The organism is Terriglobia bacterium (genome assembly GCA_020073205.1).
GTDB lineage: Bacteria > Acidobacteriota > Polarisedimenticolia > Polarisedimenticolales > JAIQFR01 > JAIQFR01.
In genome coordinates this window covers 48,913-61,463 of the sequence record JAIQFR010000015.1, presented here as the reverse complement: position 1 = coordinate 61,463, position 12,551 = coordinate 48,913, and the positions used below count along the sequence as shown (strand labels likewise).

The following is a 12,551-nucleotide window of genomic DNA, read 5'->3' as shown; positions in this document are numbered from 1 at the left end:
GCGGACAGGTACAGAATCTGGGTGCCCCCTAACTCCTTGTCGCCGTAGAGATGCTTTTGATAATTGGCAATCGTGCCATCCTGAGTCGGCCGGTTGCCGCCGAGCTTGCCGCGGGCAAACCGGTGGCTATCGCCGGGCTTCTTGGAAAGCCGTATCTGCGCCTCTTTCTTCAGATCTTCCACCAGGCCGAACAGCGACGCACCGGTCGGACACACGTCACAACAGGCCGGCAGTTGCCCTTTCGCCTGCAAGTGGGCGCAAAACTGGCATTTCTGTATCTGACCAAAAGGACCGTCATATTCGAATTTGGGGACGGAAAACGGACACGCATAGACGCAGTAACGACAGCCGATACACCGGTCCGCATGATGCTCGACGATGCCGGTCTTCGGGTCCTTGGTCATGGCCGATACCGGACACGCCGATACACAGGAGGGATCCACGCAATGCAGACAGTGGCGCTTGACGAAGGAATAGCCGTTAATCTCGCGGTCCTTCTGCGCTGCGGCGCCATCCTGATACACCTTGATGATGTTCAGAGTCTTGCCCGATAAATCCAAGGGCACATCCCACATGAGTTCACTCTTGCTGGCATCGTGCTCCGGCGGCATATGGTTCGCTTCCTTGCACGCCGCCACGCACGCCTTGCAGCCAATGCATTGCGTGGCGTCGTAGAGCATGCCCACGGCGTTAGGAGGCAGGGTTTTGGGTTCGCGCTGGAGCGCACTGGCGGTATCGACAGCGCCTGCCGCGCCGGCGGCGGCCGCCACTTTGAGAAAATCTCTTCGGTTCAGAGCCACGGATCTATGCTCCTATCTTTGCTTGTCGCTCCTGCCCCCAGAAGCTTCGTCGCTATCTTCGGGAAGTTTGCGCGCGAACTTGACTCCGGCAACCGCCGCCGCGCCGACCAAACCTCCGACCAGTGCTGCCGCCGCCACGGTTGCCCCTTTTCCTTTTTCTTCAGTGATTCGTGGATAGGTGGTGGGTGGCGTCACGTTTTTGAGCTCGGCCAGTTGATGGATGCCCTTGGTGAATCCGATTCCTTCTTCGGTGCAACCAAAGCATGGATGACCCGTTCCTACAGGCCATGCCCCGGGACCGACATCGCCGAACAGAATGGCCGGGCAGTTGGCGACGACCCGCGCGTCTTCCCCGTGCTCGAGGCGGCGCGCGATCTCGGCGCGGCGCTGTTCGTGCATCCCTGGGACGTTCTCGGACGGGAGCGCATGCCGAGGTACTGGCTGCCCTGGCTCGTCGGGATGCCCGCCGAGACCTGTCTCGCCATCTGCTCCGTGATCTTCGGCGGGGTGCTCGATCGGCTTCCGGGGCTCAGGATCGGCTTCGCCCACGGCGGCGGGTCGTTCCCGGGGACGTTCGGCCGGATCGAGCGCGGATTCGAGGCGCGGCCGGACCTCTGCGCGGTGGGGACCTCGAGGCCCCCCCGCGATTTCCTGGGACGTTTCTACGTCGATTCGCTCGTCCACGATCCCACGGCCCTTCGAACGCTCCTCGACCTCGTGGGCAGGGACCGGGTCGCGTTGGGTTCGGACTACCCATTCCCCCTCGGCGAGCCCGTCCCGGGCCGCCTCGTGGAGTCGATGCCCGACCTCGACGCCGAGACGAAAGGTCGGATCCTGGGGGAGAACGCCCTCGAGTTCCTCGGCCTCGACCCCGTTCGGGAGCGCTTCCGCGTCGCGCGGAGCGCGACGCCGTGAGCACCGCCGCCGTTCCCTATCGCGGGAGCGAGGCGTTCGCGCTCCTCATGGACGCCGAGGATCCGCTCGCGCGATTCCGCCGGCGGTTCCACCTCCCGCGGCGAGGCGACGGCCGGACCCTCATCTACTTCAACGGCAACTCGCTGGGCCTCGAACCGCTCGACGCGAGGGCGCTCGTCGACGAAGAGCTCGAGGTCTGGGCGCGTCTCGGCGTCGAGGGCCACTTCCGGGCGAAAACGCCCTGGTACTGCTACCACGAGGTCTTCCAGGACGTGGGCGCGCGGCTCGTCGGAGCGGTTCCGGGGGAGGTCGTCATGATGAACTCCCTCACCGTGAACCTGCACCTCATGATGGCGACCTTCTACCGACCGACCGCCGATCGCCACGCGGTCCTGATGGAGGACGCCGCGTTCCCCTCGGATACCTACGCCGCCGCGTCGCAGATCGTCCTCCACGGACACGACCCGCGGGAGGCGCTGGTGATCGCGAGGCCCCGCGAGGGCGAGGCGACGCTCAGGACGGAGGATCTCGAGGATCTCCTGGACCGGCGCGGCCGCGAGATCGCGCTCGTCCTCCTGAGCGGCGTGCAGTTCCACACGGGGCAACGGTTCGACCTCGAGCGCCTGACGCGCGCCGCGCGGGCGGTGGGGGCGGTCGTCGGGCTCGATCTCGCGCACGCGGCGGGGAACGTCCCCCTGAGGCTCCACGACTGGGACGTCGATTTCGCGGTCTGGTGTTCCTACAAGTACCTCAACGCGGGCCCCGGCGCCGTCGCCGGCTGCTTCGTGCACGAGCGCCACGGCCGGAACAAGGCCCTGCCCAGGATGGCGGGATGGTGGGGAAACGAGCCCGGGACGCGCTTCCGCATGCAGCTCGAGCCGGAGTTCGTTCCGAGGGAGGGCGCCGACGGCTGGCAGGTCTCGAACCCGCCGATCCTCGCCATGGCGCCGCTCAGGGCCTCGCTCGCGCTCTTCGACGAGGCCGGCATGGACGCTCTCCGAGCGAAATCGGTGCTCCTCACCGGGTATCTCGAGTGGCTGATCGACCGCATCCCGGATTCGCCGTTCACGATCCTGACCCCTCGCGATCCCGGGGCGCGAGGCTGTCAGCTCTCCCTTCGCGTCGCCGGCCGCGCACGGGAGCGAGCCCGGAAGCTCGGGGAGGCGGGGGCGGTGGTGGACTTCCGGGAGCCCGACGTGATCCGCGCGGCCCCCGTTCCCCTCTACAACACCTTCGACGAGGTCCGGCGATTCGCCGCCCTCCTCGCCGGCGGCGGAAGCTGAAGCGATGGCCGAGGGCGACCGGCGCCGGAGGCGGTTTACGATCGTGGGCGCGGGCCTCGGGGGGGCGCTCACCGCGGTGTTCCTCGGCCGGCGCGGGCACGAAGTCCGGGTCTTCGAGCGCCGAAACGACCCGCGGACGGGACCCCTCGGTCGGAGCCGGTCGATCAACCTCGCGATCTCGGTCCGCGGCCTCCACGCGCTGGAGCAGGTCGGGCTCGCCGCCCCGGTCCTCGAGGCGGCGGTTCCGATGCGGGGCCGCCGGATCCACGCGCCGTCGGGGGCAATCGCGTTCCAGCCGTACGGCTCGTCGGCGGAGCACGTTCTCCGCTCCGTATCCCGCGCGGCGCTCAACCGGATCCTCGTGGAGGCGGCGGAGTCGATCCCGAACGTCGAGGTGACGTTCGGCAGGCGTTGCGTGGGTGTCGAACTGGACCGCGCCGCCGCGACGTTCGAGGTCCTGGGGACGGGCGCCGTGGAGGTCCAGGAGGCCGACGCGGTGGTCGGAGGGGACGGCGCCTTCTCCGAGGTGCGCGCCGCGATGCAGCGCACCGACCGGTTCGAGTGCTCGCAGTCGTACCTCGAGCACGGGTACAAGGAGCTCACGATTCCGCCGGGCCGCGACGGACGCCACGCGCTGGAGCCGGACGCCCTCCACATCTGGCCCCGGGGCGGCTTCATGACGATCGCCCTCCCGAACCGGGACGGGTCGTTCACCTGCACTTGCTTCTGGCCGTTCGACGGCGAGCACGGATTCTCCGCTCTCACGGGCCGCGACGAAGTGCTCGCGTACTTCGAGAGAGTCTTCCCCGATCTCGCCCGCCTGATCCCGGGGCTCGACGAGGAGTTCCGCGAGAATCCGGTCGGATCGCTCGTCACCGTCCGCTGCGCGCCGTGGCACCACCGGGGCCGGGCGGTCCTCCTCGGCGACGCCGCGCACGCGGTGGTGCCGTTCTACGGCCAGGGGGCGAACGCGGCGTTCGAGGACTGCGTCGTCCTCGACGAGTGTCTCGTCGGAGGCGACGGCGATCTCGAGGGAGCGTTCCGCAGGTTCGAGAGCCGCCGCAAGGAGCACGCCGACGCGCTCGCCGACCTCGCCCTCGGGAACTTCGTCGAGATGCGGGACAGGACCGCGTCGAGACTCTTCCTGGCGGGCAAGAAGGCCGAGAAGGTCCTGAACCGCCTCTTCCCCCGGTCGTTCGTGCCTCTCTACCAGCTGGTGACGTTCAGCCGGACGCCGTACGCCGACGCCGTGCGGCGTGCCCGGAGGCAGTGGCGCGCCGTCTTCTGGGCGTTCGCCCTCCTCGGCCTCGGTCTGCTCGCCGCCGCGAGCATGGTGATCCTGCGATGAGTGAGCTGACGTACGCGAATTATCTCCACCTCGACGATCTCCTCGCGCTGCAGTCGCCGCGCTCCGACCCTCCGGAGCACGATGAGATGCTCTTCATCGTGATCCACCAGGTCTACGAGCTGTGGTTCAAGGAGACGCTCCACGAGCTCGAGAAGGTGAAGCGCGATTTCTCGTCGGGGGACCTCTTCGGAGCGATCCACACCCTGAAGCGCGTGCGGAACGTCCTCAAGACCCTCGTCGGTCAGCTCGACGTCCTCGAGACGATGACGCCGATGTCGTTCAGCGCGTTCCGCGACCGACTGGAGCGCGCCTCCGGATTCCAGTCGCTCCAGTACCGCGAGGTGGAGTTCGTCCTCGGTTACCGGCGCGTCGAGATGGTCGCCTATCACCCCGAAGGGTCCAAGGCCCGCCGCACCCTGGAGCGCCGGCTCGGAGAGCGCTCCGTCGTCGACCATCTCTACGACTTCCTCGCCCTCCAGGGGGTCGAGATCCCGGAGCGCCTCCGGGCGAGGGACCTCTCCCTCCCGAACGGGCCCGACGAGACCGTGCAGCGAGGGATCCTGCGACTGTACCGGGAGCGCGCGGACATCGGCGTTCTCTTCGAGCTGCTGACCGACATCGACGAGGGGATGCAGGAGTGGCGCTATCGCCACGTGAAGCTCGTCGAGCGAACCATCGGGAACAAGAAGGGGACCGGGGGCTCGCTCGGCGTCGAATTCCTCAAGAGGAGCCTGTTCCAGCCCTTCTTCCACGACCTGTGGGCGATCCGGCACGAGCTCTGAGGCCGGGCGCCAGCGAGGAGCCACGATGACCGCGGCCCGCACGATCTGGGACATCTCCCCGCGCATCACGCCCGCCCTCGCCGTCTGGCCCGGCGACACGCCCCCCTCCCGCGAGGTGCTCCTCGACATGAAGCGCGGGGACAACCTCACGCTCTCGACGCTTAACGCCACCGTGCACCTCGGTGCCCACGCGGACGCCCCGAGTCACTACGGCCGCGACGCGGACTCGATCGAGGCCCGGGACCTCGCGCTCTACGTGGGCCCCTGCCAGGTGGTCCGCGTTCCCGTCGCCCGAGGGACCCGCGTCGGCCCCGACCGGATCGCCTGGCCTCCGAAGGCCGAGCGCATCCTGCTCGCCACCGGAACCTACCCCGATCCCGATCGGTTCAACCCGGAATTCGCGGCGCTCGACCCCTCGCTCGTGGACCGCCTCCACGCGACCGGCGTGAGGCTCGTCGGGATCGACACCCCCAGCGTCGACCTGTCCGATTCGAAGGAGCTGCCGACGCACCAGCGGCTCCTCGCCTGCGACATGGCGGTTCTCGAGGGTCTCGTCCTCGACGAGGTGCCGGACGGAATCTACGAGCTGATCGCGCTCCCGCTCCCGCTCGTCGGATTCGACGCGAGCCCGGTGCGGGCCGTCCTGCGGGCGATCTCAGAGGAGAAGATCGTCCCGCGCGCCGGCCTCAGCGCTGCCCGCGCGCTCCGGACCCGCCCCCGACGTACGCGATGACCTTCAGCTCCACCGCGATCGGCGTCGGCAGCGCTCCGACCTCGACGGTCGTCCGCGTCGGCCGGTTCTCCTTGAAGTGGTCCGCGTAGATCCGGTTGAACGCCGTGAAATCGCGCTTCATGTCGGTCAGGAACACCTGGACGTCCACGATGTCGTCCCACGCCGCTCCGGCGGCCTCGAGGACCTGCCGTACGTTCTCGAACACTGCGAGCGTCTGGACTTCGATGTCGTGGGTGGCGACGTTTCCCGCGGCGTCGAGCCTCACGCCGGGGATCTCCGACGATCCTCGCTTGCGCGGCCCGATGCCGGAGAGGAACAGGAAGTCCCCGGCGCGCCTCGCGTGGGGATAGGCTCCCACCGGCTCGGGCGCGCCATCGCTCACGATCTCGCTCGGATCGCGCGTCACGGTCGATGCTCCCCTGAGATCCGGATGCAGACGTTCTTCGGCTCGGTGAAGAAGCGGAGCGCGTCGACACCCCCCTCCCGTCCCACGCCGCTCGCCTTCATCCCGCCGAACGGGACCCTGAGGTCCCGGAGCATCCAGCAGTTGACCCAGACCGTCCCGGCCTGGATCCGGGCGGCGACGCGATGCGCGCGATCGAGCCGCCCCGTGAAAACGGTCGCCGCCAGACCGTAGTCCACCGCGTTGGCCTGCGCGACCGCGTCGTCCTCGTCCCGGAACGGGGCGACGGTCACGAACGGGCCGAAGACCTCCTCGCGGTTCGTGCGGCACGACGGCGGGAGACCGGTGACCACCGTGGGCCGGAGGAAGAAACCACCGCGGCAGCGCTCGTTCGGCGGATCGGCCGGCTCCCCGCCGCAGGCGATCGTGCCCCCCTCGCTCCGCGCGAGATCGACGTAGGAGAGGACCTTCTCGAGATGCGAGCGCGAGACGATCGCTCCCTGGTCGGTCCCCGGCTCGAGCGGATCGCCGACCCGAAGGGCGCGCGCGGAGGCGACGAACCGCTCGAGGAATGCCGGGTAGGCGCTCTCCTCGACCAGGATGCGCGAGCCGCAGAGACAGATCTGCCCCTGGTTCGAGAACGCGGCGCGCGCGCTCGTCGCCACCGCCTCGTCGAGGTCGGCGTCGGCGAAGATCAGCGTCGGGTTCTTGCCCCCGAGCTCCAGCGAGAGCTTCTTGAACGCCGGAGCCGCGCGCCGGGCGATGTCGGCGCCGGTCGCGGTGCCGCCCGTGAACGAGATCGCCGCGACCCGCGGGTGCTCGACCAGGGGGACGCCGGCGCGAGACCCCAACCCGTGGACGATGTTGAGGACTCCGGGCGGGAGCCCCGCCTCGCGGCAGAGAGCCGACAGGCGATAGGCGGTCATGGGGGTGAGCTCGCTCGGCTTCGCGACGACCGTGTTCCCCGTGGCGAGGGCCGGCGCGATCTTCCACGTCAGAAGATAGAGCGGGAGGTTCCACGGCGAGATGCACGCCGCGACCCCCCGGGGGGTTCGGAGCGTCACGTTGAGCGCGACGCCGTCGGTCTCGTGCGCCTCGGTGGCCGTGTGGAGGATCGCCGTGGCGAAGAAGCGGAAGTTCGCGATCGCCCTGGGGATGTCGAGGGACCGCGAGAGCGCGAGGGGCTTGCCGGTGTCGACGCACTCGGCGACCGCGAGCGGATCGAGGTCCCGCTCCAGGAGCGCGGCGATCGCGAGCAGGTGGCGCGAACGCTCGGCGGCGGGTGTCGCCGCCCAGCCGGGGAACGCCCGCTCCGCCGCCGCGACGGCCTCGGCAACGTCGCGCTCGTCGGAGTCGGGCACCCGCGCGTAGGGGAGCCCGACCGCCGGATCGACGTCGTCGAGCCACGACGACGAGACCGGGTCGCAGCTCTCGCCGCCGATGTAGTTCTGGATCCGCGGCAGGGGCACGCGGAGAATCCTACCAGAGGAAAGCCCCCGCGACCTCGAACCGCCCGGCTGATACACTACGCCCCTGGCGAGGCGCCGGACCGACGGCGCCGCCGGGCTGAAAGGGCCGTATGGCTCGAGGCCGTTCCCGCTCGCTCTTCACCGCCCTGCTGCTGCTCTTGCCGCTGGCGGCCATCGCGGGCTGGCTCCTCCACGGCATCGTGAATCCCGTGCCGCTGCCGGCGGACCCGGCCACCCGTGCCGCCGGGCCGGCTCCCGGGAAACCATCGCCATGGCCGGGGCTTCCCGACCCACAGGCCGACCTCACGCCGGAACGGCTCCACGAGCGCGTCGATGGGGCGGAAGACTACCTCCGCGCGCAGGGGTGCGTGAGGCTCCTCGCCTGGGACCTCGCGGACCCTAAAGGGACCCTTGAGATCCTGCTGTTTTCCTCCCCCGAGGGAGCGGGCAGAGTTCTTGCTCACGATGTGGGTCCCAAGCGGACGGACGGACCCGGCGACGAGGCTTCATCGGATCCGCAGTCGGTGCTGTTTCGGCGGGGACGGGCGTACGTGCGGCTCATCGCGGACCCTGACGCGACGACGGACCCCGCGCGTCTCATCGCCGAAGCCGGAAGAGTCGACCGCGCGATCCTCGACGGTCTGGGGAGGGGACGGTGAGCGACGGGCGTCCGAGGCGCGAGTTCCTACGCAGGCTCGGCCAGGCCGGGCTCGTCCTCGGCGCCGCGGGGGCCGCCGGCGCACTGGGGCTCTTTTCCCCTGGGAGGTGGCGCGCCGCGAGGGTGGCGAAGGCGCCGCCGGACCGCCGCGTGCCGGATCTTGCCGGGAAGCCGCGCCTGGCCGTGGCGCGCGGCGAAGCGGCCGCCGCGGCGGTGCGCGCGGCAGTGGACGCGGTGGGAGGGATCGAGCGGTTCGTCCACCCGGGCGAGACGGTCCTGGTCAAGCCCAACATGGCGTGGGACCGCACCCCGGAGCAGGGAGCGAACACCGACCCGGACGTCGTCGCCGAGGTGGTGAGGCTCTGCTTCGAGGCGCGGGCGGCCCGGGTCGTCGTGGCCGACGTGCCGGTCCACGACGCCGTGAGGGTCGCGGAGCGGTCCGGGATCGCAAGGGCCGCCCGGAGCGCGGGGGCCGAGGTGCAGATCCCGCCGGGAGCCGGTTTCGTGCTGGCGTCCATCGGCGGAGTGGTCCTGGACGATTGGGAAGTGTTCGCCCCGGCCCTCGCCGCCGACCGCTTGATCAACGTCCCGGTGGTGAAGGTCCACGGACTGACCCGCCTAACCTGCGGCCTCAAGAATGGCTACGGCCTCCTGGGCGGGACGCGGGCGCGCCTCCACCAGCAGATCTCCGCCTCGATCGTGGACCTGTCCGTCGCGTTCAGGCCGACGCTCACCGTGGTGGACGCGACCCGGGTGATGTTGCGCGGGGGTCCCACCGGGGGGCGGCTGGACGACGTGAAGCGGGTGGGAGCCATCGCCGCGGGGACCGACCCGGTCGCGCTCGACGCGTGGGGCGCCACGCTCCTCGGACTCGATCCCCGGGAGGTCCCCCACGTCGCGCTCGCCGAGACGCGCGGCCTCGGATCCATCCACGCGGGGACGCGCCCCTTGGGGGAGATCCATGCCGGGGCTTGAGATCCTCGCCTCCGGAGCGCCGAAGCGTGGCTCGGGCCGAAGCGCGTACGCGCCGAGAGCGGTCCGGCTCGTTTACCAGGGGTTCTTCCTCGTCCTGTTCCTGCTCGCGCTGTGGGCGATGACCGACGAAGGGATCCGCCGGTTCCCGGTGCGGTGGCTGTTCCACCTCGATCCGCTATCGGCCGTCGGGCTGCTCCTGTCGTCGTGGATCCTGCCGGCCGGGCTCCTGTGGAGCCTCGCGATCGTCGGTCTCACGGTCCTGCTCGGGCGGGCGTTCTGCGGATGGGTCTGCCCGATCGGGACGCTCCATCACGTCGCATCGTGGGTCACGCGGAGGCTGCGCCACGGCCCGGCGATCGAGACGAACCGGTGGCGTCCCCACTACCGTCTCAAGTATCTCCTCTTGATCGCGGCGCTCGTCGCGGCGGCCGCGGGAAGCCTCCTCACGGGGTTGCTCGATCCGCTCTCGCTCGCAACGCGGTCGATCGGCTCCGCGCTCTCGCCGGCGCTCTTCGCGGTGCTCGCCGTGGGAGGCTTCCGCGCTCGGATCTTCGAGGGGGCCTGGCTCACCGGGGCGGTCTTCGTCGCGCTCCTGGTCCTGAACCGCTGGATCGCGCGCTGGTGGTGCCGGGCGCTGTGCCCGCTCGGCGCGCTGCTCGGTTGGATCGCGCGGGCGGCGATCTTCAGGATCGAGGTGGACTTCGACGGCTGCACCCATTGCAACCGATGCGCCGCGGACTGCCAGGGCGCGGACGAGCCCTTCTCCAAGCACCGTATCTCGGAGTGCCACGTCTGCCTGAATTGCATCGACGCCTGCCCCGAAGGGGCGATCGCGTTCCGCGCGTTCGTGCCGGCCGCGGCGCCGTCGGGCGGCGTCGATCTCCGCAGGCGCCAGATCCTCGGCGCGGCCCTGGCGGGGGCGGCGCTGATCCCGCTCTCGAGGGCTTCTGCCGGCTCCGCCTCGGCGCCCGGGCCGCTCGCGATCCGGCCACCCGGCGCCTGCCCGGAGGCGGAATTCCTCTCGCGCTGCGTCCGGTGCGGGGCCTGCGTCAACGCGTGTCCGACCACCGCGCTCCAGCCCTCGATGGGCGAGGCGGGCATCGAGGGGGTGTACACCCCGGTCCTGGTGCCGCGACGGGGCTGGTGCGAGCCGAGCTGCACCCTCTGCGGGCACGTGTGCCCCACCGGGGCGATCCGGCCCCTCGGGCCGGACGAGAAGGGGTGGACGAAGCCGGAGGCGGAGGCGATCCGGATCGGGACCGCGTTCTTCGATCCCGGGCGCTGCCTCCCGTGGGGCGCGGACATCCCCTGCATCGTCTGTCAGGAAGTCTGCCCGACGAGCCCCAAGGCGATCTGGCTCGAGCCGGTCGAGGTCGCGGTCCGGGACGGCGGTGTCGTGAGGCTGGAGCGGCCCCACATGGACCCGTCGCGATGCGTCGGCTGCGGATTGTGCGAGGCGAAGTGCCCGGTCAACGACCTGGCCGCCGTCCGGGTCACGAGAGTCGGCGAGTCGAGGTCTCGCGGATCCTCGTTCACGCTCCGTCCCGCGAGGAGGCCGTCATGACGAGCTCGCACTTCACGTTCACGCTGATCCTCGCCGGAGCGCTCGCCGCCCAGGCCCCGCCCGCGTCGTCGCGGGTCCGGCCTTCGGCCATCGCCGGGGACTGGTATCCCGGTGAACGGGCGGTCGCGATCGGGGAGCTCGAGCAGATGTTCGCGGACTCGGCGCCCGCGCCGGCCCTCGATCGGAGGCCCGTCGCGCTCGTGGTGCCGCACGCGGGCTGGCGCTGGTCCGGCGTGGTCGCCGCCGCCGCGTTCCGCAACCTCAAGCGAGGAGATTTTTCCCGCGTCGTGGTATTGGGACCTTCGCACCACGTGCCGTTCGACGGGTTCTCGGTCACGGACGCCGACGCGTACGCGACGCCGCTGGGCGACGTTCCGGTCTGCCAGCTCGCCGTGGAGGCCCTGCGCGACGGGAAGCTCGTCCGAACCGTTCCCGGGGCGGAGGAACAGGAGCACAGCGTCGAGATCGAGCTGCCCTTTCTCCAGAGGGCGCTCGGACCGTTCTGCGTCGTCCCGATCGTCGTCGGGGAGACCACAACGGAGAGCCGGAAGGCCATGGCGGAGAGGCTCGCGCGCCTCCACGACGGGAAGACGCTGTTCGTCTTCTCCAGCGACTTCACGCACTACGGACCCCGGTATCGCTACGCTCCGTTCGGCCCGTCGGCCGTGGTCGCGAGGGGGAGGATTCGCGCGCAGAACGAACGCGCCGTTGACCTCATCCTCAAGAAGGACGCGGAAGGGTTCCTAAAGCACCTCGAGGAGACGCGGGACAGCATCTGCGGGCGCGAAGGCATCGGCGTCCTCCTCGAGCTCCTGCCGAGGATCTCGCCGAAGGCCGAGGGAGTACTCCTCGCACGTTACGCCTCCATCGACATCCCTCAGGTCGAGGACGACAACTCGGTCACGTACGCCGCGATCGCCTTCGTCGAGGGCAGGCCGTCCGGCGGCAAGACGATGGAGACGCCTCCCGCGCACGAAACCTGCTCGGCGTCCGCCCCGCCTTTCGAAGCGGCCTTCGGCCGGAAGCTCCTGGCCCTTGCGCGGGCGACCGTCGAAACGCAGCTCGGGGGCTCGGCCGCGATGGACGCGGCGCTCGCAGCGCTCCCGCGGGACCGGAAGGACCTCGATCAGCTCCGCGGCGTGTTCGTGACCCTGAACCGGACCGACCCGGTCGAGGTCGCCCGCGAGGGAAAGCTGAGAGGGTGCGTCGGCCAGATCTTCCCGGTGCTGCCGCTTCGGAACGCGGTCATCGTCGCAGCCGTCAACGCGGCGCTCCACGACGGCCGGTTCGAGCCGGTCCGGGCCGAGGAGCTGCCACGCCTCGAGGTCGAGATCACGCTGCTGTCCCCCCCGAAGACGGTCGCCTCGTGGCGCGACATCAAGCTCGGGACCCACGGGATCGTGATCGACAAGGCCGGCCGCCGGGCCGTGTTCCTCCCCCAGGTCCCGGGGGAGCAAGGATGGACGCTGGAGGAGACGCTCTCGCACCTCTCCCGCAAGGCGGGTCTCCCGTCCGACGCGTGGAAGGAAGGGGCGGCGTTCTCCGTATTCACCGGGCAAGTGTTCCGCGAGGGGCAGGAGGCGGAGCCGTCCCGGAGATGAAGACTCGACCCACAGCAGGA

12 protein-coding genes are annotated in these 12,551 nt (G+C 70.2%); 9 read left to right on the top strand and 3 right to left on the bottom strand.

Annotated elements, in window-relative coordinates:
* A partial coding sequence (hybA, locus tag LAO51_05270; GenBank protein MBZ5638155.1) for a hydrogenase 2 operon protein HybA occupies nt 1-794 on the bottom strand: 794 nt, incomplete at its 3' end.
* Nucleotides 795-806: 12 nt separating this feature from the next.
* On the opposite strand from hybA, the gene LAO51_05265 reads away from it, so the two are divergent.
* The 5 genes from LAO51_05265 to LAO51_05245 are packed head-to-tail and all read left to right on the top strand — an operon-like array spanning nt 807 to nt 5,861.
* Nucleotides 807-1,715: an amidohydrolase gene (locus LAO51_05265; GenBank protein ID MBZ5638154.1), complete on the top strand. Its 909-nt coding sequence runs from the start codon at nt 807-809 to the stop codon at nt 1,713-1,715.
* Nucleotides 1,716-1,762: 47 nt separating this feature from the next.
* A complete protein-coding gene (gene kynU, locus LAO51_05260) occupies nt 1,763-2,998 on the top strand; it encodes a kynureninase (GenBank protein ID MBZ5638153.1) in 1,236 nt (411 codons plus the stop codon).
* A 4-nt stretch (nt 2,999-3,002) separates the two neighbouring features.
* Nucleotides 3,003-4,346, top strand: coding sequence for an FAD-dependent monooxygenase (locus LAO51_05255; GenBank protein MBZ5638152.1), 1,344 nt, complete (start codon nt 3,003-3,005; stop codon nt 4,344-4,346).
* Nucleotides 4,343-5,128 (top strand): tryptophan 2,3-dioxygenase, encoded by a 786-nt coding sequence (locus LAO51_05250; protein MBZ5638151.1) that lies wholly within the window; start codon nt 4,343-4,345, stop codon nt 5,126-5,128. The genes LAO51_05255 and LAO51_05250 overlap by 4 nt, the downstream gene beginning before the upstream one ends.
* Before the next feature lie 25 nt (nt 5,129-5,153).
* On the top strand, nt 5,154-5,861 hold the full coding sequence (locus LAO51_05245; protein MBZ5638150.1) for a cyclase family protein: 708 nt from the start codon (nt 5,154-5,156) through the stop codon (nt 5,859-5,861).
* On the opposite strand, the gene LAO51_05240 is transcribed toward LAO51_05245, so the two are convergent.
* On the bottom strand, nt 5,815-6,267 hold the full coding sequence (locus LAO51_05240; GenBank protein MBZ5638149.1) for a RidA family protein: 453 nt from the start codon (nt 6,265-6,267) through the stop codon (nt 5,815-5,817). The two genes, LAO51_05245 and LAO51_05240, sit on opposite strands and share 47 nt — an antisense overlap.
* A complete protein-coding gene (locus tag LAO51_05235) occupies nt 6,264-7,727 on the bottom strand; it encodes an aldehyde dehydrogenase (GenBank protein ID MBZ5638148.1) in 1,464 nt (487 codons plus the stop codon). The genes LAO51_05240 and LAO51_05235 overlap by 4 nt, the downstream gene beginning before the upstream one ends.
* 116 nt (nt 7,728-7,843) lie before the next feature.
* Between LAO51_05235 and LAO51_05230 the strand changes: the two genes are divergently transcribed.
* The 4 genes from LAO51_05230 to amrB are packed head-to-tail and all read left to right on the top strand — an operon-like array spanning nt 7,844 to nt 12,531.
* On the top strand, nt 7,844-8,392 hold the full coding sequence (locus LAO51_05230; protein MBZ5638147.1) for a hypothetical protein: 549 nt from the start codon (nt 7,844-7,846) through the stop codon (nt 8,390-8,392).
* A complete protein-coding gene (locus LAO51_05225) occupies nt 8,389-9,366 on the top strand; it encodes a DUF362 domain-containing protein (protein MBZ5638146.1) in 978 nt (325 codons plus the stop codon). Before LAO51_05230 ends, LAO51_05225 begins: the two co-directional genes overlap by 4 nt.
* Nucleotides 9,353-10,930: a 4Fe-4S binding protein gene (locus LAO51_05220; GenBank protein ID MBZ5638145.1), complete on the top strand. Its 1,578-nt coding sequence runs from the start codon at nt 9,353-9,355 to the stop codon at nt 10,928-10,930. Before LAO51_05225 ends, LAO51_05220 begins: the two co-directional genes overlap by 14 nt.
* A complete protein-coding gene (gene amrB / locus LAO51_05215) occupies nt 10,927-12,531 on the top strand; it encodes an AmmeMemoRadiSam system protein B (protein ID MBZ5638144.1) in 1,605 nt (534 codons plus the stop codon). Before LAO51_05220 ends, amrB begins: the two co-directional genes overlap by 4 nt.
* Nucleotides 12,532-12,551 lie beyond the last annotated feature (20 nt).

Coding starts and splice junctions, on each gene's coding strand:
- LAO51_05265 (MBZ5638154.1), top strand. CDS start 807: ATGCTCCTATCTTTGCTTGTCGCTCCTGCCCCCAGAAGCTTCGTCGCT.
- LAO51_05230 (MBZ5638147.1), top strand. CDS start 7,844: ATGGCTCGAGGCCGTTCCCGCTCGCTCTTCACCGCCCTGCTGCTGCTC.
- LAO51_05255 (MBZ5638152.1), top strand. CDS start 3,003: ATGGCCGAGGGCGACCGGCGCCGGAGGCGGTTTACGATCGTGGGCGCG.
- amrB (MBZ5638144.1), top strand. CDS start 10,927: ATGACGAGCTCGCACTTCACGTTCACGCTGATCCTCGCCGGAGCGCTC.
- kynU (MBZ5638153.1), top strand. CDS start 1,763: ATGGACGCCGAGGATCCGCTCGCGCGATTCCGCCGGCGGTTCCACCTC.
- LAO51_05220 (MBZ5638145.1), top strand. CDS start 9,353: ATGCCGGGGCTTGAGATCCTCGCCTCCGGAGCGCCGAAGCGTGGCTCG.
- LAO51_05250 (MBZ5638151.1), top strand. CDS start 4,343: ATGAGTGAGCTGACGTACGCGAATTATCTCCACCTCGACGATCTCCTC.
- LAO51_05245 (MBZ5638150.1), top strand. CDS start 5,154: ATGACCGCGGCCCGCACGATCTGGGACATCTCCCCGCGCATCACGCCC.